The organism is Halomonas llamarensis, from assembly GCF_023555005.1.
Classification (GTDB): Bacteria; Pseudomonadota; Gammaproteobacteria; order Pseudomonadales; family Halomonadaceae; genus Vreelandella; species Vreelandella llamarensis.
The window spans coordinates 234977-258326 of sequence record NZ_JAMJPJ010000001.1; the positions used below are offsets into that span (position 1 = coordinate 234977).

The following is a 23350-nucleotide window of genomic DNA, read 5'->3' on the forward strand; positions in this document are numbered from 1 at the left end:
TAAAACGCATTGAGACAGGAGCGCTTATGGTCGCCAAAACTCATAATCGTCACGATCACAGCTATAAGCTGATGCTCCCGCACAAACAGATAGTACGGGACCCACTGACCGGCTTTGTGAATGAATGATCTAAAAAACACCATCTTGTTAGAGAGCAAGACAATCACGTCATTATACGCAATTTCGGCCGTAAGGTCGCCGGTGGTATCGGATCGGTTTCCGGTGCAGCAGCTTCGCTGACCGGAGCAAAAGCAGGAGCGGTTATCATGGCATTCGCTGAGCCTGTCGGGATGGGGGTTGGCTCTCTTGCGGGTGCTGTCTTTTCAGGCCTAGCCGCCGGTGCTGCGGGCGGCGTAGCAGGTTCCAAACTCGGCCCAGAGCTGGATAACAAAGTGCTTGATAACGTCGAGTGTCGAGCATGTGGTTACACTTTCAGCTCTCACGTCGAATAAGCTTTGCTTTTTTATCGGTAGGAGCGATTAGTGAGAGGCTAACTCGTTGAAGTATGACGGGTTAGCCTGAATCGTCGCCAGCACCTTAGCCGCCAAGCCTGTAGGATTGCGGCGTTTTGTCTCCCAGCTTTTAATCGTATCAACGCTGGTTCCCATGGCGTTAGCAAATTCTGCCTGCGAGACATGCAGCTTGGCGCGAATGGCCTTCACATCGGCCACCTCGTGGCGTGTGACGCGGGCATCTTGTGAATTGCCGTGCTTGATGTCGACGGCTTCCTGCAGCGATGTCTGGAGTTCGTCAAAAATGCTCATTCGGAAACCTCCCCCTTCAACTGGTGGGTCAGTGTTTTCAATGTGCCCTTCTCGGCGGGCGTCAAGCTATCCCTCACGCTCTTAGGGTAGGCCAATATCAGGTAGATGGTGTCGGCGGTGGCCAAGAAGTAAATGACCCGAGCGCCGCCACGCTTGCCTTGATGCCTCAACGCCATGCGGATCTTCCGTAGCCCACCCGTGCCTTGAACCAAATCGCCCTTATCCGGCTGCGCGATGAGCGCGCGCTGGAGTTCTTTCAGTTCATCGTCCGTCGCCATCGTCTGGATTTGCCGGGTAAAGGTCGGCGTTTCAATAAATTCAATGGTATGACTCACGTAAGGCGCATCCTTCAATCAATGTATTGCGCTGTGTACATAGTACATCAATCATCGCCATGCGTCGATAATGACAAGCCTTCATCCACCGAGCATTAAATGAATGATCAACTGATCGCTGAGATCGAAGAACTACCAGTTGAAGAAGTCGAAAAGCTGCGTGCCGAAACGCAGCACTGAGCTGCTTTCCCACCTGCCTCCCCGCTCGCACTGAGTTTGTCGAAGTGTGAGCCTGTCGAAGGATCGCCCTCTTGAACCTTCCGCTCACCCTGAGCCTGTCGAAGGGTCGCCAGCACCCAACATCACCCTTATAGGCACACGCTGCTGCCTTCAAGCCTGAATTCAGGAGCAAGGCCTAGCGTTGGCGGGTGGTCAGCGATTTTTGGAATGACAAGCCATGCGAGAAACCTTATGAGCGAGCGCCACTGGCACGATGTGAAGAGGGCTCGATAGTACAAACAATGGCAAGGGAAGTGTCGGTGAGTTAGCGAAGGCGCTATCGCATGAGCACTGGACAAGGCGGCGCTGTGGTAAAATAAAACGCATTGAGACAGGAGCGCGCATGGCCAGTAAACAGCAAAACCACCATGATACCGGTTACAAAGAACTGTTCAGCCACCCCGAGTTCGTTCAGCAGCTTATTGAAGGCTTTGTGCCTGCCGAGATTGCCCAGCTGATGGACTTCACGACGCTCAAAAATCACAGCGGTCACTACATTACGCCGCTGTTTGAGGAAAAGATCGAAGATGTGGTGTGGTCGGTAGAAGTCACTTGGGAAGGTGTCACGCAAGACGTGTATTTGTACATTCTGCTGGAGTTTCAGTCAGCGGTGGATCGCACCATGCCGATCCGGCTAATGCACTACGTGGCCTGCTTTTATAGTGAACTGCTCAAGAAAAAAACCATCACGCCCGGTCAAGGCTTGCCGCCCGTGTTTCCAGTGGTGCTTTATAACGGCTCGCAACGCTGGACGGCACCGCTAGATATCTTTGAAATGATCACACCAGAACCACCGGGTTTCCTGCAGGTCTACCAGCCGCATTTGCGTTACTATCTGGTGGAAGAAAGTCGCTATACTGATGAGCAGTTAGGCTTGGTACAGACGCCGTTGAGTGGCGTGTTTAGCGTCGAAAACGCCGGGGAAAGCTGGGAAACCCTGCAGCGCGCCGTGGATCGAATCGTGGCAATTATTCAGGCTGATCCCAATAAAGACCGAGTTGATAAGGTCGTCACCCGTTGGATTAAGCGTCATTTGTATCGCCTTGAGGCTGATATCAATTTGGATCAGCTCAACAGCTTGGTGGAGGATAAAGATATGTTGGCAGAAAACTTAGAAAATCTGGTGCAAAAAGAGCGTCAAATAGGACGCCAAGAAGCCGAGCAGCGCATAAGGGAAGCCGAGCAGCGCATAAGGGAAGCCGAGCAGCGTGCCTTGGAAAGCAAGCGCAATGCCGCTCGCAAGTTGATTACCTTGACCGAAATGAATGATCAGCTGATCGCTGAGATCGAAGAACTACCCATTGAAGAAGTCGAAAAGCTGCGTGCCGAAACGCAGTACTGAGCTGCTTTCTTTCCTCCCTCCCGCTCACCCTGAGCCTGTCGAAGGGTCGCCAGCATCCAACATCACCTTGGTATGCTCACGCTGCTGTTTCACCGCGTCATCCAGTATCGCCAGCAGCTTGCCGTAATCTTCCGACATATCGCCTTCCATGCCGGTGTTCTCGAAGCGCTCGATGGTCTGCTGCGTTTCATCGATTACGGCTTGCAGCTCGTCGATGACGCGTTGTTGCTCATTATTGGTCATCAATTTACCCATTGCCCCACACCACAAAGTGCGGGTTGAGTGTTTCGCTTGGCACGGCGTAGCCAAGCGGCTCGCCTTCCAAGGTTTCCACCCGGCCGCCAGCCTGCTCGACCACCGCTTGCGCGGCGCCGGTATCCCACAGGCAGGTGGGGCCTAGGCGCGGGTAAACATCTGCTTTGCCTTCGGCAATCACGCAGAGTTTCAGCGAGCTACCCATGGGCAGCATCTCATGCTCACCGAGCTTGTTAAGCCAATCCGCGAGATCCGGGCTTGGGTGGGAACGGCTACCCACCACACGCCAAGGCGTCGTGGCATCAGGCCTTCCGGCCACTTGCAGCGTATGACGTGTGCCGTCTTTTTCGACCTTCACCGCACCCAGGCCTTCGGCGGCGAGATACGCGGTACCCAATGCAGGCGCCACGACTACGCCGAGCACCGGTTTACCTTGCTCGATCAAGGCGATATTAACGGTGAATTCATCGTTGCGCTTGATGAACTCCTTGGTGCCATCAAGTGGATCAACGAGCCAGTAGCGGCCTTCGGCATCTGGCACAGGGAAGGCATCAATGTCTTCCTCGGAGAGGACCGGAATCCCCATCGGCAAGGCATTTAAACCGTTAACAATGATTTCGTGTGCCGCCTTATCCGCTTCGGTCAGCGGGCTTTTGTCGTCTTTCTCTTCGACGTTGAACTCACGGCGGTACACCGCCATGATTGCCTTGCCCGCGTCGCGGGCAAGGCGATCAACATCCTCTAACAATTTCGTCATATCCATTGTATCCCTGCCTTGTTTAGCCTGTTCGCGCAATAAATTGCGCTCCCACAAGGTAACTCAGTGGTGGGAGCCCGATTTACCGGGCGAATCCTGTTCAGTTGATCAACCCACGCTCACGAAGCGCGGCGATCACGGCGTCTGCCGCCGCTTCCGGGCTGCTGGTAGCGGTCTTGAGATGCACTTCCGGTGTTTCGGGGTCTTCATAGGCGGAGTCGATGCCGGTGAAATTCTTTAGCTCACCTCGGCGGGCTTTCTTATACAGCCCTTTGGGGTCACGCGCTTCGGCTACGTCTAGCGGCGCGTCGACAAAGACTTCGATGAACTCACCTTCGCCTACCAAGTCACGCGCCACCTGGCGCTCACTGCGAAACGGCGAGATAAACGCCGAGAGCACGATCAACCCCGCGTCCACCATCAACTTGGCGACCTCACCCACGCGGCGGATATTCTCGACGCGATCGGCATCGGTAAAGCCGAGATCACGGTTCAAGCCGTGGCGCACGTTATCGCCATCAAGCAAATAGGTGTGCTGCCCTTGGGCGAAGAGCTTTTGCTCCACCAGATTGGCAATGGTCGATTTGCCTGCCCCGGAGAGCCCGGTAAACCATAGCACGGCGGGCTTTTGCGTTTTCGCTTCGGCGCGCGCTTGTTTGTCGATATCCACGTGCTGCATGTGAATATTCTGGCTGCGGCGCAGGGCAAAGTGCAGCATCCCCGCGCCCACGGTGTTATTCGTCATCCGGTCGATGAGGATAAAACCGCCGGTATCCTGGTTATCTTTGTAAGCGTCAAACGCCACTGCTCTGTTCACGCTTAGCGTACAGATACCAATGGCGTTGAGATCGAGTTGCTTAGCGGCGGTATGCTCAAGCGTATTGACGTTCACCTGGTACTTGATGTCCGTAACTGTGGCCGTCACCGTCTGGGTACCGAGCTTCATCAGGTAGGGTCGCCCAGGCAGTAGCGGCTGCTCATCCATCCACACCAGCGTGGTCTCAAACTGATCCGCCGTATGCGCTGGTTGCTCCACCCCCGAGATTACATCCCCGCGGGAGATATCGATTTCGTCTTCGAGCAGAAGGGTGATCGACTGCCCCGCCACCGCCTCGTCAAGGTCGCCATCAAACGTATAGATGCGCGCCACTTGGTTGGCTTTGCCGGAGGGCTGCACGCGAATGGCGTCACCGGGTTTAACCGTGCCGCTGGAAACCATGCCAGTAAAGCCGCGGAAATCGAGGTTCGGGCGGTTGACCCACTGCACCGGCATGCGGAAGGGCGCGCGCTGCAAGCGGTCATCGTCGATCTCGACGGTTTCCAGGTACCCCATCAAGGTGGTGCCGTGGTACCACGGCATGTTCACACCATGCTCGATGACGTTATCGCCCTTCAGCGCCGACATGGGGATAAAGGTAATGTTCTCCAGGCCCAGCTGTTTGGCGAAGGCGCGGTACTCCTCGACGATCTCGTCAAAGCGCACCTTGGAGTAGTCGACCAGATCCATTTTGTTGATTGCGACCACCACATGGCGCAAGCCCATCAACGCCATCAAAAAACTGTGACGTCGTGTTTGGGTCAAGATGCCGTAGCGGGCATCGACCATCAAAATGGCGGCGTCGGCAGTGGAAGCGCCGGTGACCATGTTGCGGGTGTACTGCTCGTGGCCTGGGGTGTCAGCGACGATGAACTTGCGCTTATCAGTGGAGAAGAACCGGTACGCCACGTCAATGGTGATGCCCTGCTCGCGCTCAGCGGCTAGGCCGTCCACCAGCAGGGCAAAGTCCATCTCGCCGCCCTGGGTGCCGTATTTCTTGGAGTCCGCTTCAATGGCAGCGAGTTGGTCTTCAAACAGCAGTTTGGACTCAAACAGCAGCCGACCAATGAGCGTACTTTTGCCGTCATCCACGCTGCCACAGGTGATAAAGCGTAAAAGCCCTTTATGCTCGTGGGCTTTGAGGTACTGTTCAATATCTGCGCCGATAAGGTCCGATGAATGCGCCATTAGAAGTACCCCTCTTGCTTTTTCTTCTCCATGGAAGCCGCGCTGTCGTGGTCAATCACGCGCCCCTGGCGTTCTGATGTATGCGTTAGCAGCATTTCTTGAATAATCGCGGGCAGCGTATCGGCCTCGGACTCAATCGCCCCGGTCAGCGGGTAGCACCCCAGCGTGCGGAAACGCACTTTACGCATCATGGGCACTTCGCCTTTTTCCAGCGGCATGCGCGCGTCATCGACCATGATCAAAGCGCCGTCGCGCTCGACCACCGGGCGCTCGGCGGCGTAGTAAAGCGGCACGATGGGAATATTCTGCAGGTAGATGTACTGCCAAATATCCAGCTCGGTCCAGTTGGAGATCGGGAATACCCGGATCGACTCGCCTTTGTGCTTGCGCGTATTGAACAGCTTCCATAATTCCGGGCGCTGATTTTTCGGGTCCCAGCGGTGCTGTGCGGTACGAAACGAGAATATCCGCTCCTTGGCACGGGATTTTTCTTCATCACGGCGCGCCCCGCCAAAGGCGGCATCAAAGCCGTACTTATCCAGTGCCTGCTTCAAACCTTCGGTCTTCATCACATCGGTGTGGATCGCCGAGCCGTGGGTGAAGGGGTTAATGTCCTTTTCCACGCCCTCTGGGTTGATGTGCACCAGCAGGTCCATGCCGATCTCTTCGGCCATTTTGTCGCGAAATTCGTACATCGCCCGAAACTTCCAGCGCGTATCCACATGCAACAGCGGGAACGGCGGTGGCGAGGGCGCAAACGCCTTACGGGCCAAGTGCAGCATCACGGCGGAGTCTTTCCCCACGGAGTAGAGCATCACCGGGTTGTCGGTCTCGGCGACTACTTCCCGCATGATCTGGATGCTTTCGGCCTCAAGCCGCTGTAGATGAGTCAATGTGTGCATGCGCTGCCCTTTTGCCTCGCCCGGCGGCATTAGCGCCGCGTGCTATATCCATAAAATGATTTTGTTATAGTGCCACGAACACTACAGTGGCTCATACCCGCCGCTCACCCTGACGTTTGACAAAAGGCACACGCTGTATGGCTTGGCTAGCGCTCCTCTCTCTTTTTGGCCTACTGGCGATACTGCTTAGCGGGCGCGTTGCCCCGGCAGTGGCGTTTACCAGCATCGCCGTGCTTTATGCGCTAGCAGGCTGGGTGGAAACGCCACAGCTACTAAACGCCTACACCAACCCCGCGCTGGTCACATTGCTCGTGCTGTTAATGGTCTCTCAAGCATTGGAGCGCTCCCCGTGGCTGACCACATTATCGAAGCGCTTAATGCACGGCAGCGAACGCCACGCCACCGCAAAACTGGTGGGGGCCAGCGCCGTGCTTTCCGCGTTTTTTAACAACACCGCCGTTGTCGCTGGGTTGATGAGCGCAGTGGCCAAGCAACCGCACTTTGCCCCATCGCGTTTGCTATTGCCGCTTTCCTTCGCCGCCGTGCTGGGCGGGATCACAACGCTTGTGGGCACCTCCACCAATCTGGTGGTGAACTCCTTTGCCGTTGAGGCGACGGGTGTAGAGTTTTCGTTGTTTCAATTTAGCTGGGTGGGCGTTCCGGTGGCGCTGCTAAGCCTGGGCATGCTCATTTGGCAGGCGCGCGGCCTACCCCACCACGCAGCCCCTTTTAATGAGGCCGCGCTGCACTACTTTGCCGCCGCGCAGGTAACGCCTGACTCACCGATGATCGGCCACAGCATCGAAGCGAATGGCCTGCGCCAGCTTGAAGGCCTTTACTTGCTCGAAATCGAGCGCGAGGGCCGACTGATCACCCCCGTGGGACCGGATATGCCATTGCAAGCCAGCGATACGTTGGCGTTTACCGGCGATATCAGCAAACTGCACGCGCTGCAGCGCTTTCCCGGCCTCGCGTTGTTTGGCCACTCAGCCAACCAACTGCTGACTGATAACCTAGTGGAAGTGGTGCTCTCCCACGACTCTCCTTTGATTCATCAGACGCTGCAAAACGTCGACTTCCGCAGCCGTTTTGATGCAGGTGTTGTGGCTATTCGGCGCGGTAACCAGCGGTTAAAAGGCCAGCTAGGGCGCATCCCGCTGAAAGCCGGGGATTGTCTGCTGATTGCCATCGGGCCGGACTTTCACCAGCACCACAACATTACCCGCAACTTTTACCTGCTGGATGACAGCCTACAGCGGCCCTCGCTGGGCCGTTGGCAGAACCTTCTGGCGGTGGGCGGCTTCGCGCTCACGTTGATAGCCGCTGCCACGCAAGTGCTGCCGCTCCTTCACGGCTTATTACTCTTGCTAGGCGCCTTATTGCTCAGCGGCACGCTACAACTCGCCGAACTGCGTCGGCGCTTTCCATTTACGCTATGGTTGACCACTGGCTCAGCGCTAGCCATTGCGCACGGGCTTAGCCAAAGCGGCGGCGCGGAGATCATCACTCACGGCGTACAAGCCCTGTTTAGCGGCTATGGTGTGTATGCTGCCTTCGTCGGTTGCTACCTACTCACCTGGCTACTCACCGAAACCGTGACCAACAACGCTGCGGCGGCGCTTAGCTTCCCCGTGGCATGGGCCACGGCACAGAGTTTTGGCGCCGACCCAGCGCCGTTTATGCTGGCCGTCGCCTACGGCGCCAGTGCCTGCTTTCTGCTGCCGTTTGGCTACCAGACACACCTAATGGTGTACTCCACCGGCCAGTATCGCTTGAAGGATATCTGGCGCCTTGGCTGGCCGGTGAGCCTTGTGTACAGTGTCGGAGTGTTGGTGCTTACGCCTTGGATGTTTCCGTTTGGATAACCACGCTTAGTCGTGCCTTATTTGAGCTGAAACCAAATTATAAAACCGTTTTCTACATTAATTTCTTTGCTAGGTTTTTGTCAAAATACGAAGAATTTATTACTTTATTTACAAAAAATGGCTCATAAAAAGCAATTCTATCGATAACCTCCCTTTCTTCCTCGTCAAACCTTATACTTACTTCTTCCGCACGAGAAGAACTTCTGTTTGGATTATGATGGACAGACGCTTTTTTCTCATGCATTAATCTAGATTCTTCTTTATTTTTTATAGAAAGTCCTAAATACTCACCCATTTCGACAGTTTTATCAAAATCATTAAAATCACTTGCAGAAGCCCATACATATTTACAACCTTCCTCATCATATATCTCTGCAGCACGTATTTGACGCCAGAAAGAGTCGAGCACACCCCAGAAGCATATTTGATAGTCTGTTAAAGCTTCAGGTTGAAAAATAGGAAGAGTGCCAGGAAATGAAGGGTCTGCTGAAAAATGCTGACCCATTTTTGTGCGCATAGGGAAGCTACCCCTTTTAAAAAGGCTCTCAGCTACTTTTCTAAAATCGCGATTTAAAAAAATTAAATTAGGGTAAAAACCCATTCTTATTAACGGTATAAAAAAACCTTTACCGAAAACATTGCTTGTTTCAACATAATTTTTTTCTTTTATGGCATTAACTGCCTTTATCTTTTTCTCTAAGAACTCAATAGCATAACGAGGGTTTTCTTTAACGTATGGTAGCACATTTGCATAGTTTGGTTCGGGCTCGTGCTCGCTTCGAGTGTCGTCAAATATTTTAAAAACTTCAGTTAGCATGGTTGTGCCAGTACGGCCATGCGTGATGGTGAAGATGATGTTTTTATCGTTTTTAATCATATTTCGCTTCCGTCAATTTTCTTGACAGGCTTTGCTGGGCGGCCTGCTACAATAGTGTTTTCAGGTACGTCCTCAGTGACCAAACTGCCGGCAGCTACAACCGCATTCTCTCCAATATGAACAGGCCCTAATACTGTTACATCAGAGCCGAGCCAGACACCACGCTCCAACGTAATATCCCGCCCACTATCGGGCACGGCTTTTAAACGCTTCATACCTATTTCTTTGTAGTCATGGGTGCCTGTCAAAAGCATGCAGCGATGGCCAAAAAAACAATCCTCCTTGATAGTAACATGGCCCGACCTAGTATTTACCAAGAGATCATTTATAGGAATTGTCGCTTTTTCCAAATGCAATCGAGAGCGGTCTCCCCATATTCTAGGTTGGCGAAGTTCCAGGTTAGAAATGTGAGGCATTAATAGCTTTGCAAATGCTTCTAACTCTTTATTTTTTGCTGTGCGTAGAATAGCTAAGAAATCACTATCACCAGGTTTGCCAGCTGCTGGTTTGTTTTTTTTAATATTTCCTGGTGATTTATTTTGAATAGGTAGCATATTTTTTCTCACTGCATTAATTTATCGAGCGCACCCGAAATTGTATCATCATCAATGTCGTTTGGAATTTCCTGGTGTGCTTTTGGCGATGGCTTTTTGAGAAGCCCTTCTCCAGCCAAATACCCCTCCGCCTTCTCCTCATCTATCTCCTTCAGTAATCCATACGCCATATCCTTAATGCCGTACACCGTATGCAGCAGGAACGCGAGTTTGGTGCGCTGGTTATCCGTCAGCTGGGCCTGGCGCTCATGGTTAGGCAGGAATAGCGCATCAGCGCTTTGCAATTCGGTAGCTTGGCATTTTTCTGTCGGCACGCTCTTCGGCAAGTGACTGATGTGCTGAGGGCTATTGAGCCGGTAAAAGCGGAAACCATTGCGGCTGGCCCAGTGCTGCAACTCAGCGAGGCTTGACTGGTGCTCGTGGGTGGGCTGGAAGGCAACGGTGACATCCAGCAGCAGCGCGTCTTTCAGTGACCGAGAGCCGTGTTCAAGAATGGAACTGGCATCGTGCCTAGCATCTAGCACCAGCCAGTCAAGCGATGGCAGACCGTCAATGCCATCCAGCGGAAGGGACGATACCGGCAGCTTGGTCAGCACCTTACTGGTATCTTCCAGCGGCTTGAGGGTGGCGGTATGCACCGGGTCAAGCGTGGCATAGAGAGTGGCCGGCTCGCCATTGCCGAGCAGGGCGCCGGGGTAATGGTGCAAGCCTTCAGTATTGTTGGCCGTGGCGCTGTTGAGCTCCCCTGCAGGATCGAAGGCGATAAGCTCCAGGCTTTTTAGTTCTAGCATCTGTTGCACGGCAGGCTGTTTAACCAGGGTGGCGCCGTTGTCGATGCCAATGAGCTTGCCCTGCAGCTGCCAGGAGAAACCGGCCTCTTGTGATTGGCTACCTTTTGCTTTGCTTATGCGCGGTGTTGTATCTACCTGAATATCTAGCAGCTGCTTGTCATCTTCAAACCACAGATCGCCTTCTTTATTGAAGGTGAGCGCTTCAGGTGCCTGGCCTTCACAGTAGCGCTCCCAGATCGCACGCATGGCAATAGAGAAATGTTTGGCAAAGCGTGGAGCATCGCATACCGGTGAAGCGAGAAGTTGCTTGCGCAAACCTTTGCGAATTACTGTTAGGCTTTCCAAATCTTTAGCTAACTCAAGAACCCGCTGGCGGTACTCTTCCCAGCTTTTAGCGACCAGTTCCGGTAGGCCCGCATTCACTAAGTGAGTCGCGCTATGGCGACCTGCGAAGGTCGGTCCTGGCATGGTCACCACCGGCACTCCCATCAGTAGAGCTTCACATGTAGTTAAACCACCTGAATAAGGCCAAGGGTCAAGCGCTATGTCCACTTGGTTGTAGGCATCAAGAAGAAAGAAGTGGGGTGAAAAAGCTTCCATAATCAAGCGCTCAGCTTCAATGCCATGAATTGAAAACTGCTTTCTCGTCTGTTCTAAAAAATCTTCGCCTTCATACTGGCTACCTTTCAAGAAAAGCTTACTGTTAGGCAGTTGATGCATAACCTCTGCCCAATGTGCAATGATCTCTGCATTGAGTTTCGAGGGGTTATTAAAGCAACCCAAAGTTATATAACCGTTTTTTTGTGCAGGTAACGCCCGAACAGGGGGGATTTTTTCGGCAGGAAGATAACAAATATAATCATCCGGCATACGAATCAATTTTTCGATATAGTAATCATCTACCCCTTCTGGAGTTTCCACGCTATCACTTAGCAAGTAATCAATCGCGCTGGGCCCTGTTGTATTAATCAACCCTCCTACCCACTTAATGATAAGAGGTGCTGGCTCTTCAGCAATAGCTAACAGTCGCTGACCTTCTGAGTGACCACACATGTCGAATAAAATATCTATATCATCTTGTCGGAGTCTTTCCGCAAGATCTTCGTCACTTAAGTGAATGACAGCATTCCATTCATCGAAACACTTTTTAAGCCGCTGAGCACGCTTATCATTGATATGGCTAAGTGAATAGGCAATAAGTTCAAATTCACTTTCAGGAAGATTTTCTAAAATAGATGTAATCATGTTGCCGACAGGATGAATGCGTAGACCAGATGACAACACACCAATACGCAAACGCCTCTGTGGATTAGTATCTATTGCTTTTTTTCGCTCAACTTTCTTGGGAGCATATTGAAGATCCCAGTTGCTGGCATCTTCAAAAAAGCTTTCTGCACTATACTTAGGGTTATAATGCTTAGAGAAGAAATAACTTGAAAATGAAGATGACCTTTTTGGGTCTTTTTTAATTAGCTTGGAAAATATTGAGTCGGCCTTATCAAACTGACCTAACATGCGGTAAGTATTACCAAGGTTATTAATACTACCTAAGTCATTTGGGTATTGTTTTTCGATTTTCTTATAAACTTCTAATGCATCACTTAGTTTTGTTGCTTTAGAGAGGGCGTCTGCCTGGAGTATCAACACTGAATTCTGCATTTTTTTAAGCTTTTCTGCTTTTCCCAAGTACTCCAACGCCTTTTTAAAGTACCCACCGTCAATCAGCATCTTGGAAATTGCACATAAGGCTTTGGCGTCCTCGGGGCGTTTGGAAAGCGATTTATCTATTTCCTTTATTCCAGCAGCCACATCACCATTGCGATAGTAAGCAACTCCTAGATTGTAAAGCACCTCTGAATCTTCCGGCGCTAAGGTGAGTGACTTTTCCAATGCGCTTATTGCTTCTTTTATTTTTCCTGTTTCTAGAAGAGCAGTGCCTTTTACCTTAAATAGATCCGCAGATTCGGAGTGTGTGGACTCAAGGCTGCTAACGTTTTCCAGCACCTTTTGAAAGTTTTTCTTGCTTAACATTTTTGTTAAACGGTTAGCATTTTTTTCTGAGAGAGGAGATGCACACATATCGAATCCAACGTCAAAGGCGATGAGGCCGTTCAAAGTAAACCAGCGCCAAAAATAATGCAAAAAGCGGGAGCCGCTGGCCCCCGCTTGTGTTATCTAAAAGCGGTTACGCAATCAAATAAATTAGCCCAACAGTGACAGTACGTTCTGCGGGATCTGGTTGGCTTGGGCCAGTACAGAAGTGCCTGCTTGTTGCAAGATCTGCGCACGGGTCATGTTGGCCACTTCAGAGGCGTAGTCAGCATCTTCGATGCGTGAACGAGCCGCAGAAAGGTTGGTTTCGTTGGTCTGCAGGTTAGTGATGGCGGATTCGAAGCGGTTCTGAATGGCACCCAAGTCAGATCGCAAACCATCAACCTGAGCCAAGGCGCTGTCCAATGCCGCCAGCGGATCTTCGGTGCGCTCACCAGCGCTGGTTTCGTCTGTCGTCAGTCGACCTTCGGCACTAACATTGGCGGTCTCACCTACATCAAGGGCATATTGACCATCGTACTCAGTAGTGCCGTCATTTTCATAGTTGGCCAACACCGTGACTTCACCCGTTTCCGGGTTGACGGAATAGTCTGTTACGAATGTTTGCTGAGTGGTCACTTCATCATTGAAATCAACAAATGCATCTGTCGTGTCTCCCGCATTATCGAATGCAATAGTGGCTGAGGTCAGACCGCTAGACATATCCACATTAGTGTTAGTGCCATCTGCGGCTGCCAGCACATCTCCTTGAGAAGCGGTATTCGTGAATGTCAGATCAGTGCCGTCACCACTATAAGTAGTGCCACCAATAGTTACGGCGGCATCAGCATCAGTGCCTGCATTTAATACATCTTCAAGTGTGGCTTGAGTCCCGCCACCAGCAGTAGTGTTGGTGGTCAACTCGTTACTAGCAGATAGGTACGCTGCCTCGCCACCAATGGTAATGTTGCCGGTTGAAGACACCTCAAAGTTGGCGACAGAGCCAGAAGTGAACTCATAAGTACCAGAAGCGGTACCACTGGCAGGCGTGTTTGCAGCAGCGAGATCGTCAACATCAGCAGCTGCGACCGTATCGGTATAGGTGAAGTCACCACTCGCAGCGTCGAACGTATATGCTGTTTCGTCTGTTGCACTCCCTACAGCCGTAGTAACGGTATCGCCGTTCTCTATTTCACCAAGGATTTGCTCAAGTGATGCAGAATCGAAGGTGGTGGTAACACGGTAAGTATTGTCTCCACCATTTGTTGCACCACCGGCAGCAATCAGGTCAGTCACAGTAGCGCCGCGGTTTTGTGTTTCACCGCTGCCATCAACGTTGAAGCCATCCAAGCCCAAAGTCTGGGAAGTTATCTGCTGCAAACCGACGCTGATGGTCTGACCATCGTCAGCACCCACTTGAATGCTCAGGTCACCATTTTCTGCTAACACTTTTGTGCCGTTGAAGTCGGTTTCCTTGGAGATACGATCAATTTCTGACATGCGCTGGTTGATTTCGTTCTGGATTGATTCCAGATCCGATTGGCTGTTGGTGCCGTTGGAGGCCTGTACGGTCAGTTCACGCACACGCTGCAGGTTGTCGTTGACTTGGTTTAAACCACCTTCAGCCGTTTGGGCGATGGAGATACCATCGTTGGCGTTACGCTGCGCCTGGCCCAAGCCGGTGATCTGTGAAGTAAAACGGTTGGCGATTGCCTGACCCGCCGCGTCATCCTTGGCACTGTTGATACGCAGGCCTGAAGACAGACGCTCCATGGAGGTTTGCAAGTCATTCTGAGACTTGCTCAGGTTGTTCTGGCCGATCATCGAGGTGATGTTGGTATTGATCACTGACATGGTGATTCTCCTTTACGTTGACACTGGCCTAGAAGGCCCGCTTTTCGGCCACATTGTGTGCCGTTATTAATGATTACGGCGCAGGCGGGGAAACCTTTAGGCTTTGTCGCAAAAAATAATGTAATTCTTGGTAACAGGCGGTGAGGTTTCTCATCCTCACTTGCTGCCGCGCGGGTGGCGCGTACACTGTAGCTATCTCCAAACGCGATAGGTAACACCTATGTTATCCACACAACTCCCCATACTGCTGGCCGGCGCCGCGATTGTATTCGGGCTTATCACTCTGGTGCTGTTTTACCGGGTGGTGATAAAGCCGCGCCGTGAGCAAGCGCCACCTACCATGCCGGAAGAAACCACCGCTCAGCCAGTTGAGCCCACACCCTCCGCGCCAACTAAGCCCGCCAAAAGCAAAAAACGTACGGAACAGTGCCTGTTTGTGGTGTTTGATGCGCCAAGCCAGGCCATCAATACGGCGCTGGGCGAGATGCTCAGGGAGAAAAACGCCTTTTATGAAGCGGAGCTGGGTGCCTTTCACCTGCCACCGGGGCCAAAGGGCTACCCGCTGATGGTCGCCAGCGCCACCTCGCCGGGGAAGCTTCCGCCGCTACACCAAGAGGGCGAGCACGCGCCGGTGCAGGGCGTTTCCATTTTGATCCGCTTCTTGAACGCGCGTAAGGTCTCGCGCAGCCCGGATGATTTAATCGCCTTCACCCACGAACTCGCCGCGCTGGGCGGGCAGATTCTTGACGCCAAGCGCGAACCCATCACCGACGCCACGCTTACTGAAATGCGTCGCGAGGGCGAGTAGAATGCGCGCGTTGGTTGTCCCTCTCACGATAGCGTCCTGCGTCTTATGATCCATGCCTTATGAGTAGCCCCTACCCACACTATGAATCCCCCATTCAGCTGTATGACGTGGTATTTATCATCATCCCGCGGTTGGACCGGGCGCAGAAGCTGGTGACCAAAACCCTCGCCACGCTGATTGACGGCGCCACCGACCACAAAGATTTAACTAAGCGGCTAGAGCAACGCCGAGATTTCACACTGGAATTGCAGTCGATACACACCAACCTAGAGCACCTTTTAGAGGGCCATCGGCCGGATGTGAAGGAACTGCTGCGCACCGGGGGGATAAGCGGCAACCGCACGGTCGAGCCAGATGAAATGGAGCAAGACGCGATAGAGCGCGCAAAAGAGATTTACCGCAAGGTAGTGGAGTTTCAAACCGGACGGCGGAAAGTGCCGTTTTAGGGGATTCACACTTCGACAAGCTCAGTGCCGAACAGCATTCGCGCAATGAATGGCGCTCCTACAACACGGGCCGTGCGGGTGGGAGGTCGATTTATCGGGCGAAGGGGTGTTTATGGCGCCTGCCTTTATTATCCGCTTCGTTAAGCTACTTCACCTTCATTTGTCACGCTGAGCTCAACATGGAGGTGTGCGGATTCAGCGATTTCGACTAGCGCATCCAGGCTAAATTTGTGGATTTTTCCGCGTATCAAGTCGTTCAGGCGTGGCTGTGTGATGTTCAGTCGCTTCGCGGCTTTAACCTGGGGGACATCCCAACCATTAACCACATCGCTTACCTGGCGCATAAGGGCAGAACGTAGGCGCATTTTAGCGGCCTGCTCCGGGGTATCTTCAATAGCATCCCAGACACTTTCAAACTTGGTCATCATGGTTATCACCTCGCTGTCAGGGTAAGTCTTTGTAGCGCTGCTTTCCTAGCTCTATGTCTTTTTTCGACGTTTTCTGTGACTTTTTTTGAAAACAGTGCAACACATACATCGCATCCTCACGATTAGCGACGTAGAACACACGAAGCAAATGCCGCATCGGTTCGACAGGAGGACTCCTTAGTATCTATATCAATTAAGATATAGTGAGTGAAGGTTAGCAAGATCACAAGCCTGACGTCATATTTCGCCCAGAAATTGAGGAAGTTGAAACGCACCACTGAGTTCGCGCAACGCATGGTGCGCCTACCCCCGCTCACTTCGAGCCACTAAACCCGCTCATCCTGAGCCTGTCGAGGGACAGTCTTCGACAAGCTCAGACCGAACGGGGGTGGCTCAGTGCGAAGAACATTCGCGCAATGAATTGCGCTCCTACACACCGGGCCGTGCTTGTGGGAGCCCGATTTATCGGGCGAAGGGATGTTGGAAGGGGCGGCCTTCGACAAGCTAGACCGAACGGGACAACTGAGGGTCTACCCCATAAAACGTAGCGCAGCGAGCGTTAACCCTAGCGAGGTAGCAATAAAACCGAGCAGCCAGTAAAACTGTTGGTCCTGGCGCTTGAGCACGGCTTCAAAACGCTCGTCCTGCTTGTCAAAGCGCTTGTTCATATCTTCACGCATGGTTTCAAAACGCTTATCGACTTGCTCAAAACGCTTATCGACCTGCTCAAAACGCTTATCGACTTGCTCAAAGCGCTTATCGACCTGCTCAAAACGCTTATCGACTTGCTCAAAGCGCTTCTCCATGAGTTGGAAGCCTTGCTGCATCAGTTCGCGCTGGTGTCTTAGCTCATCTTCTACACGCACCATGCGTTCACGTAGCTCAATCTCATAAACGGCAGGAGGTTTACCCAAGCTCTGCTCGGCTAACCATTCCCCAAGATGCGCCTTGATGTACTCGATATCGCTATCAGCTAACGCCATAACGGCCTCTTGCTATCTGTTTATGTCAATGGGGGTAGTATCATGCGTGCGGTGGCACGAGGCAAGCTCACCCCGCTCATCCCTGAGCCCTCAACCCCGTTTATCCCGAGCCTGTCGAGGGACGGTCTTCGACAAGCTCAGACCGAACGTGGGTGGCTCAGTGCGAAGAACATTCGCGCAATGAATTGCGCTCCCACCACTTGAGCCGTACTGGTGGGAGCCCGATTTATCGGGCGAAGGGATGTTGGAAGGGACGGCCTTCGACAAGCTAGACCGAACGGGACAACTGAGGGTCTACCCCATAAAACGTAGCGCGGTGAGGGTTAACCCTAGCGAGGTGGCAATAAAACCGAGTAGCCAGTAGAACTGTTTGTCCTGGCGCTTGAGCACAGCTTCAAAGCGCTCGTCCTGCTTGTCAAAACGTTTGTCTATTTGCGCAAAGCGCTTGTCCATATCGTCACGCATGGCTTCAAAGCGCTTATCGACCTGCGCAAAGCGCTTGTCCATATCGTCACGCATGGCTTCAAAACGCTTATCGACCTGCTCAAAGCGCTTGTCAATCTGCTCGAAGCGCTTGCCCATATCCTCACGCATGGCTTCAAAACGCTTATCGACCTGCTCAAAGCGCTTGTCAATCTGCTCGAAGCGCTTGTCCATATCCTCACGCATGGCTTCAAAACGCTTATCGACCTGCTCAAAGCGCTTCTCCATGAGTTGGAAGCCTTGCTGCATCAGTTCGCGCTGGTGCCTTAGCTCATCTTCTACACGCACCATGCGTTCGCGTAGCTCAATCTCATAAACGGCAGGAGGCTTACCCAAGCTCTGCTCGGCTAACCATTCCCCAAGATGCGCCTTGATGTACTCGATATCGCTATCAGCTAACGCCATAACGGCCTCTTGCTATCTGTTTATGCCAATGGGGGTAGTATCATGCGTGCGGTGGCACGAGGCAAGTTCAGACCGAACGGCATTCGCGCAATGAATTGCGCTCCCACAAGTTAAACCGTGCTTGTGGTAGCCCGATTTATCGGGCGAAATGGGGCATGCGCGTAATTGAGAAAGAGGTATCGTATACTCACCGCTAGCCATTTGGAGCGTGAGCATCATTATGCGCCTACAAAACACAGATATTCATGTCATCAAACGTGCTGTCAAAGACATATTCGGCCCAGAAGCGTACGTCACGCTCTTTGGCTCCCGGGTGGATGATACAGCAAAAGGCGGTGATATCGATTTGATGGTAACGGTGCCACATCCGGTGGAAAAACCCGCTTGGGGCGTCGCGAAGGTTCAGACAGCGCTTATTCTTAAGCTCGGCGAACGAAAAATCGATATTGTGCTAAGCGCCCCTAATTTGCAAAAAACCGCCATTCATCGTGTCGCTCAGGAGCAAGGAGTGCCGTTGTGAAACTCGCAGCTGATACTCAAGCGAGGTTATTGTTTTTGGCACGAGTGGTTGAGAAAGAGATTAAGCATCTCGACTATGCCGATAACCAAGTATTTAGCCCGCCTTTAACGCTAGAAACGGTGATTAATCTTGAGCAAAACCCAGCGCTTGCTCTCAAGATTGAGGCATTTTCCAGCCGTTTTTGCCGCTTGCAGGACACACTAGGCGATAAGTGGCTTCCCGCCCTTTTTACGCGCGCTAGGTGAATCTTAAAAAGCCTTGCTAAGAGAACCAAACACGCCTTTTGCTACCTCATGAGTGAGCACGGCACCAATACGCCTCCTTCAGCAGCCCGAGCTGAAAAACGAGGCAGCGGGAGACATTCGCGCCATAAATAGCGCCCCTACAGCACGGGCCGTGCGGGTGGGAGCCCGATTTATCGAGCGAAATGGGGCGTGCACGGTATTGACATCATGGGTATCGTATACGCACTTTTCGAAAATGCGACCCCGTTAAGAGGGAAAGGACACCCATGCAGCTGCTTCACACCGCGGATTGGCACTTAGGCCAGCGTTTTCACGGCCAGGAGCGCCACGCCGAGCACCGTGCTTTTCTTACCTGGCTGCTGGACACCCTCACCGAGCGCGAGCCGGATGCGCTGCTGGTGGCGGGGGATATTTTCGATGTGGTGAACCCGTCATTGCGCGCCCAGGCGTTGTTTTATGATTTTATCGTCAGCGCCCACGAGCGGCTGCCGAGCCTTGATATCGTGCTGATCGCCGGTAACCACGACAGCGGCAACCGCATTGAACTGCCCGCGCCGTTGATGAAGCGCCTGCGCGCCCACGCGTTAGGCCGAGTAAACTGGCAGGATGACGGCCACCTGGATGCCAAGCGCCTGCTGGTGCCGCTGACCGATGCCACCGGCGACACCCGCGCCTGGTGCCTGGCACTGCCTTTTTTGCGCCCGGCGGAAGTCACCGGCGTTGCCCAGCCAAACGAGGCGCACGAGCCCGCCGATAACGACTACGTGAGCGGTATCACGCGGGTGCATCGTGAGCTGATCGACGCGGCGAAAGCTACGTGCGCACCCGGCCAGGCGCTAGTGGCGATGAGCCACGCTCACCTGCACGGCGCGGCGGTGTCAGAAGCGAGCGAGCGCCCGATTGTGATCGGCGGCGAGGAGTCGATTTCCGCCGCGCTTTTTCCGCCGGAGATCGCCTACGTGGCCCTTGGCCACCTGCACCGCGCCCAGCAAGTGGGCGAGCCGCGCATCCGCTATAGCGGCAGCCCCTTGCCGCTGGATTTCAGTGAGGTTAACTACCCGCACCAAGTGGTGGTCGTCACGCTTGACGGCGAAACGCTCGCCGACACCGAAGCCATCCCGGTGCCGCGCCCGGTGGCCATGCACCGTATCGGCCCTGCGCCGCTTGACGATGTACTCACCCAGCTTAACGCCTTAGACGACGACCCAGCGCAGCCAAGAGAACTCTGGCCTTGGCTTGAGGTACGCGTGATGCTCGACGCCCCGCTGCCTGATTTGCGCGCCCGAATCGATGCCGCCCTGGAGGGCCGCGCGCTGCGCCTGCTGCGATTAGAGCGTCGCCTGCCCAACGTGGCCGAAAAAGCCACTGCCACGCCGGTCAGCCTGGCAACCTTAGGCCCGCGCCAGCTGTTCGCGAAAACCTGGGAAGGGCGCTGGGGCGCGCCGCCGGACGAGGAAGTGCTCGCCGATTTCGACCGCCTGCACCAAGAGGTGCTCGACGCCGACGATAGCGACGAGACCCAGGAGAGCCGCGTGTGAAAATTCTCGCCCTACGCCTGGAAAACCTGGCCTCCCTGCCCGGCCCGCTGGAACTCGACTTTACCGCCGCGCCGCTGGCGGAGGCGGGGCTTTTTGCGATTACCGGCCCCACCGGGGCGGGCAAAAGCACGCTGCTGGATGCGCTGTGCCTGGCGCTTTACGGCAGCACGCCGAGGCTGCGCCAAGCGCCGAATCGTGATAGCCAGATCGACGACACCCCGGCATCGACGCTGACCACCAGCGATGCCCGCACCCTGCTGCGCCGTGGCACCGCCAGCGGTTACGCCGAGGTGGATTTTCTCGGCCGCGATGGCCGCCGCTACCGCGCCCGCTGGTTCGTGCGCCGCGCTCGCGAAAAAGCCAGCGGGCGTCTACAGGCGGTGGAGCAATCGCTGCGCGACCTTGATGCAGATCGCTTGCTGGCCACGCAGAAGCGCGAATTTGACCGCCTGCTCGTTGAGCGTTTGGGGCTAAACTTTGACCAGTTCACCCGCGCGGTGCTGCTCGCCCAAAGCGAGTTCGCGGCGTTTCTCACCGCCGACGACAACGCCCGCAGCGACCTGTTAGAGCGCCTGACCGGCACCGCCGAGTACTCGCATATTTCCAAAGCGGCTTACCGCCGCGCAAGCACTGCCAAGCGCGCGGTCGAAGCGTTACAAACGCGGCTTGCCGACGACGTGCCCGCCAATGCCGACACCCGTGCCGAGCTTGAACGTAACGCCCACGCAAGCCAGCAAGCGCTTAACGCTCTCGCTGACAAGCGCCAGGCCCTCACCCGCCAGATCGAGATCGCCACCGAAGCGGCGCGCCTTACCGCCACGCTGGAGGAAACGCGCCGCACCCAAGAGCGCGCCCGCGCCGAGCACGCCGAAGCCGCAAGCACGCTGCAAAAGGCAGACACCGCACTCACTCGCGCCCACGAAGCCCGCAAGACCGCCACCCCGGCGTTGAACCAAGCGCGTCAGCAGGCGCTGACGCTTGCCAGTGTCGAAGAGCAACTACGCGAGCAGCAAGACGCACAGCGTAAGCAGCAACGCCTTGTCGCCACGCTCACCGACGATTTCCACAAAGCCCAGCAAGCGCAACACGCCCATCAGCGCGAGCTTGAGGCGTGGCAGGCCACACTGAAAACGCTGCTTGGCGAGACGCCACACCTGGATCACGCCCGCCGCGCCACTCGCGAGGCACTAGACCAGGCCGCCAACCGCCTGTTGGCGCTGGAGAAACTGACCGACCGCTGGCAAGCGTTTACCCACGCAGAGCAGGCCCATCGGCGCCTCAGCACGCAGAGTGAGCAGGCGCAAACCCAGCGCGAACAATTGCTGAACGCGGGCAAAACGGCGCGCCAGCAACTCGACGACGCACAGCGCCATTTCGATAGCGTCAGCGCGTTTGTGGAGCGCGCCCGCGCCGTGCGTAGCGATAGCGTCGCCACCCTTCGCGCCGCCCTACAGGAAGGCGAGCCCTGCCCGGTGTGCGGTGGGCTTGAGCACCCGTTTCGCCATCACCCGCCCGCCACGCCGGAAGCCGCCCAGCTGGCCGCGCAAGAAGCCGACGAAGCCCACCAGCTGCAAGAGGCCCAACAGGCGCTGGACACGGCCCGCGAGCACCGCGATGCGCTTGTCAGCGAGTACCGCGCCGTGGACGCCGCGCTCAAGCAGCACACCCTTGAGCTTGAGCACACGCGACAGCAGCGCGACGCCGCCGACCAAGCGCTCACGGCGCACCCGCTCTACAGCGAGCTTGCCAGCGTTGAGCTTTCCAACGGCGAGATCGATAAGCGCGAAAGCTGGCTGCAGGCGCAGCACCAAGCAAGCAGCGCCACGCGCAAACGCCACGAGCAAGCGCTTACCCAGCTGGCTGAGGCCGAAGACGCCCTGGCCCCGCTGGAAAACGCCCTGCGCGATGACGCCTTGGCGCTTGCGCGGCTGGAAACCGAAAAGAACAGCGCCGAGCAACAGTTACAGACGCTTGAGACGCAGCTGCCGCCGCTTCGCGCACGGCGGGATACCTGTCAACAACAGCTGGCGAGCCTGCTTGGTGACCACGCAAGCCCCGATGCCTGGCAGCAGCAGCTGGATAAAGCGGTCACCCACGCGCAGCAAGCGCGCGACACCGCTAGCGAACAGCAGCACGCGGCCGCGCAAACGATGCTGCAGTTAGACGAGCGGGCCAACACCGCCGCCGAGCGGTTAACCCAACTCAAAAACGACCAGGCCCAGCTTGAGCGCGAAAAAGGGCCGACAGCCAGCGTCACGGCGGCCGAGCTCAGCCCAAGCCTTGACGCGCTCAACGCCGAACAGCAAGCGCTAACGCCACGGCTAGAAGAGGCCCAGCGCGCGCGCGATGAGGCCGCCCACGCCCTGCGCGATGACGAGCGCAAACGCGAGCGCCAGCAAGCCGGCCAGGCCGAGCTCGACACCGCCCGCGCCGAATACCGCCGCTGGGGGCAAATTAGCGAGCTGATTGGCTCCGCCGACGGCAAGGCGTTTCGGCGCATCGCGCAAGCCTACAACCTGGAGCAGCTACTGGAGCACGCCAACGCGCACCTTACCGGGCTCAGCCGCCGTTACCGGCTGGTACGCGGCGGCAGCGAGCTTGGCCTGCTAGTGGAGGACTTGGACATGGCCGATGAACGCCGCTCGGTGCATTCGCTTTCGGGCGGCGAGACGTTTTTGGTGTCGTTGGCGCTGGCGCTCGGGCTTGCGTCGATGGCCTCAGGGGAGCTGGTGATTGAGTCGCTGTTTATCGATGAAGGCTTTGGCAGCCTCGACCCGCAATCGCTAGCGCTGGCGATGGACGCGCTCGACGGCCTGCAAGCGCTTGGCCGCCGCGTCGGGGTGATTTCCCACGTACAAGAAATGCACGAACGCATCCCGGTGCAAATCCAAATCGAACCGCTCGGCAACGGCACCAGCCAGGCACGGCTGGTGAGTGCTTAAC

Annotated in this window: 23 protein-coding genes; 9 read left to right on the top strand and 14 right to left on the bottom strand. The window is 54.9% G+C overall.

All coding sequences use genetic code 11. The features are described from left to right. Positions 1–266 precede the first annotated feature (266 nt). Complete coding sequence (locus M8006_RS01070) at positions 267–452, top strand: hypothetical protein (protein ID WP_250079158.1); 186 nt, start codon at positions 267–269, stop codon at positions 450–452. Between the two features lie 27 nt (positions 453–479). On the opposite strand, the gene nadS is transcribed toward M8006_RS01070, so the two are convergent. Continuing rightward, on the bottom strand, positions 480–764 hold the full coding sequence (nadS, locus tag M8006_RS01075; RefSeq protein ID WP_250079160.1) for a NadS family protein: 285 nt from the start codon (positions 762–764) through the stop codon (positions 480–482). Beyond that, positions 761–1099, bottom strand: coding sequence for a type II toxin-antitoxin system RelE/ParE family toxin (locus M8006_RS01080; RefSeq protein WP_250079161.1), 339 nt, complete (start codon positions 1097–1099; stop codon positions 761–763). The genes nadS and M8006_RS01080 overlap by 4 nt, the downstream gene beginning before the upstream one ends. Before the next feature lie 562 nt (positions 1100–1661). On the opposite strand from M8006_RS01080, the gene M8006_RS01085 reads away from it, so the two are divergent. Next, positions 1662–2660: an Rpn family recombination-promoting nuclease/putative transposase gene (locus tag M8006_RS01085; RefSeq protein ID WP_250079163.1), complete on the top strand. Its 999-nt coding sequence runs from the start codon at positions 1662–1664 to the stop codon at positions 2658–2660. Positions 2661–2684: 24 nt separating this feature from the next. Here the strand turns inward: M8006_RS01085 and M8006_RS01090 are convergent, their stop codons facing one another. The 4 genes from M8006_RS01090 to cysD form a co-directional block, all read right to left on the bottom strand. Beyond that, entirely contained in the window at positions 2685–2915 is a 231-nt protein-coding gene (locus tag M8006_RS01090; protein WP_250079165.1) for a hypothetical protein, read from the bottom strand. Beyond that, positions 2908–3672, bottom strand: a complete 765-nt coding sequence (gene cysQ / locus M8006_RS01095; RefSeq protein WP_430886805.1) for a 3'(2'),5'-bisphosphate nucleotidase CysQ — start codon at positions 3670–3672, stop codon at positions 2908–2910. Before cysQ ends, M8006_RS01090 begins: the two co-directional genes overlap by 8 nt. Positions 3673–3772: 100 nt before the next feature. After that, complete coding sequence (gene cysN / locus M8006_RS01100) at positions 3773–5677, bottom strand: sulfate adenylyltransferase subunit CysN (protein ID WP_250079169.1); 1905 nt, start codon at positions 5675–5677, stop codon at positions 3773–3775. Next, the gene (gene cysD / locus M8006_RS01105) at positions 5677–6609 is read right to left on the bottom strand and encodes a sulfate adenylyltransferase subunit CysD (RefSeq protein ID WP_284046876.1); all 933 of its coding nucleotides are present in this window, start codon (positions 6607–6609) and stop codon (positions 5677–5679) included. Before cysD ends, cysN begins: the two co-directional genes overlap by 1 nt. Positions 6610–6716: 107 nt before the next feature. Here cysD and M8006_RS01110 point away from each other — a divergent pair, with 107 nt between their 5' ends. Beyond that, on the top strand, positions 6717–8444 hold the full coding sequence (locus M8006_RS01110) for an SLC13 family permease (protein ID WP_250079174.1): 1728 nt from the start codon (positions 6717–6719) through the stop codon (positions 8442–8444). Between the two features lie 52 nt (positions 8445–8496). Here M8006_RS01110 and M8006_RS01115 read toward each other — a convergent pair whose 3' ends face one another. The 4 genes from M8006_RS01115 to M8006_RS01130 form a co-directional block, all read right to left on the bottom strand. After that, entirely contained in the window at positions 8497–9321 is an 825-nt protein-coding gene (locus M8006_RS01115; protein WP_250079177.1) for a hypothetical protein, read from the bottom strand. Continuing rightward, positions 9318–9875, bottom strand: coding sequence for an acyltransferase (locus M8006_RS01120; protein WP_250079179.1), 558 nt, complete (start codon positions 9873–9875; stop codon positions 9318–9320). Before M8006_RS01120 ends, M8006_RS01115 begins: the two co-directional genes overlap by 4 nt. Positions 9876–9883: 8 nt before the next feature. Continuing rightward, positions 9884–12745, bottom strand: coding sequence for an O-linked N-acetylglucosamine transferase, SPINDLY family protein (locus M8006_RS01125; RefSeq protein ID WP_250079181.1), 2862 nt, complete (start codon positions 12743–12745; stop codon positions 9884–9886). Between the two features lie 123 nt (positions 12746–12868). Then, a complete protein-coding gene (locus M8006_RS01130; RefSeq protein ID WP_250079183.1) occupies positions 12869–14551 on the bottom strand; it encodes a flagellin N-terminal helical domain-containing protein in 1683 nt (560 codons plus the stop codon). A gap of 220 nt (positions 14552–14771) precedes the next feature. Here M8006_RS01130 and M8006_RS01135 point away from each other — a divergent pair, with 220 nt between their 5' ends. Both M8006_RS01135 and M8006_RS01140 read left to right on the top strand, forming a co-directional pair. Beyond that, positions 14772–15359 (top strand): cell division protein ZipA C-terminal FtsZ-binding domain-containing protein, encoded by a 588-nt coding sequence (locus tag M8006_RS01135; RefSeq protein ID WP_250079185.1) that lies wholly within the window; start codon positions 14772–14774, stop codon positions 15357–15359. Between the two features lie 59 nt (positions 15360–15418). After that, the gene (locus M8006_RS01140; RefSeq protein ID WP_250079186.1) at positions 15419–15805 is read left to right on the top strand and encodes a hypothetical protein; all 387 of its coding nucleotides are present in this window, start codon (positions 15419–15421) and stop codon (positions 15803–15805) included. A 140-nt stretch (positions 15806–15945) separates the two neighbouring features. Here M8006_RS01140 and M8006_RS01145 read toward each other — a convergent pair whose 3' ends face one another. The 4 genes from M8006_RS01145 to M8006_RS01155 all read right to left on the bottom strand — a co-directional run bounded on the left by M8006_RS01145 (position 15946) and on the right by M8006_RS01155 (position 18104). After that, entirely contained in the window at positions 15946–16233 is a 288-nt protein-coding gene (locus tag M8006_RS01145) for a helix-turn-helix domain-containing protein (protein WP_250079188.1), read from the bottom strand. A gap of 16 nt (positions 16234–16249) precedes the next feature. Further along, a complete protein-coding gene (locus tag M8006_RS18110) occupies positions 16250–16390 on the bottom strand; it encodes a type II toxin-antitoxin system RelE/ParE family toxin (protein WP_284046877.1) in 141 nt (46 codons plus the stop codon). A 373-nt stretch (positions 16391–16763) separates the two neighbouring features. Further along, complete coding sequence (locus M8006_RS01150) at positions 16764–17216, bottom strand: hypothetical protein (RefSeq protein WP_250079191.1); 453 nt, start codon at positions 17214–17216, stop codon at positions 16764–16766. Between the two features lie 294 nt (positions 17217–17510). Next, positions 17511–18104 carry a hypothetical protein gene (locus tag M8006_RS01155; RefSeq protein ID WP_250079194.1) on the bottom strand — a complete coding sequence of 198 codons (594 nt, stop codon included), beginning with the start codon at positions 18102–18104 and terminating at the stop codon, positions 17511–17513. Positions 18105–18324: 220 nt separating this feature from the next. Here M8006_RS01155 and M8006_RS01160 point away from each other — a divergent pair, with 220 nt between their 5' ends. The 4 genes from M8006_RS01160 to M8006_RS01175 all read left to right on the top strand — a co-directional run bounded on the left by M8006_RS01160 (position 18325) and on the right by M8006_RS01175 (position 23349). Then, a complete protein-coding gene (locus M8006_RS01160; RefSeq protein WP_250079196.1) occupies positions 18325–18624 on the top strand; it encodes a nucleotidyltransferase domain-containing protein in 300 nt (99 codons plus the stop codon). Beyond that, positions 18621–18869: a hypothetical protein gene (locus M8006_RS01165; protein ID WP_250079198.1), complete on the top strand. Its 249-nt coding sequence runs from the start codon at positions 18621–18623 to the stop codon at positions 18867–18869. Before M8006_RS01160 ends, M8006_RS01165 begins: the two co-directional genes overlap by 4 nt. Positions 18870–19135: 266 nt before the next feature. Beyond that, positions 19136–20407, top strand: coding sequence for an exonuclease SbcCD subunit D (locus M8006_RS01170; protein ID WP_250079199.1), 1272 nt, complete (start codon positions 19136–19138; stop codon positions 20405–20407). Continuing rightward, positions 20404–23349, top strand: a complete 2946-nt coding sequence (locus M8006_RS01175) for an AAA family ATPase (RefSeq protein WP_250079201.1) — start codon at positions 20404–20406, stop codon at positions 23347–23349. Before M8006_RS01170 ends, M8006_RS01175 begins: the two co-directional genes overlap by 4 nt. The last annotated feature ends 1 nt before the right edge of the window (position 23350 follow it).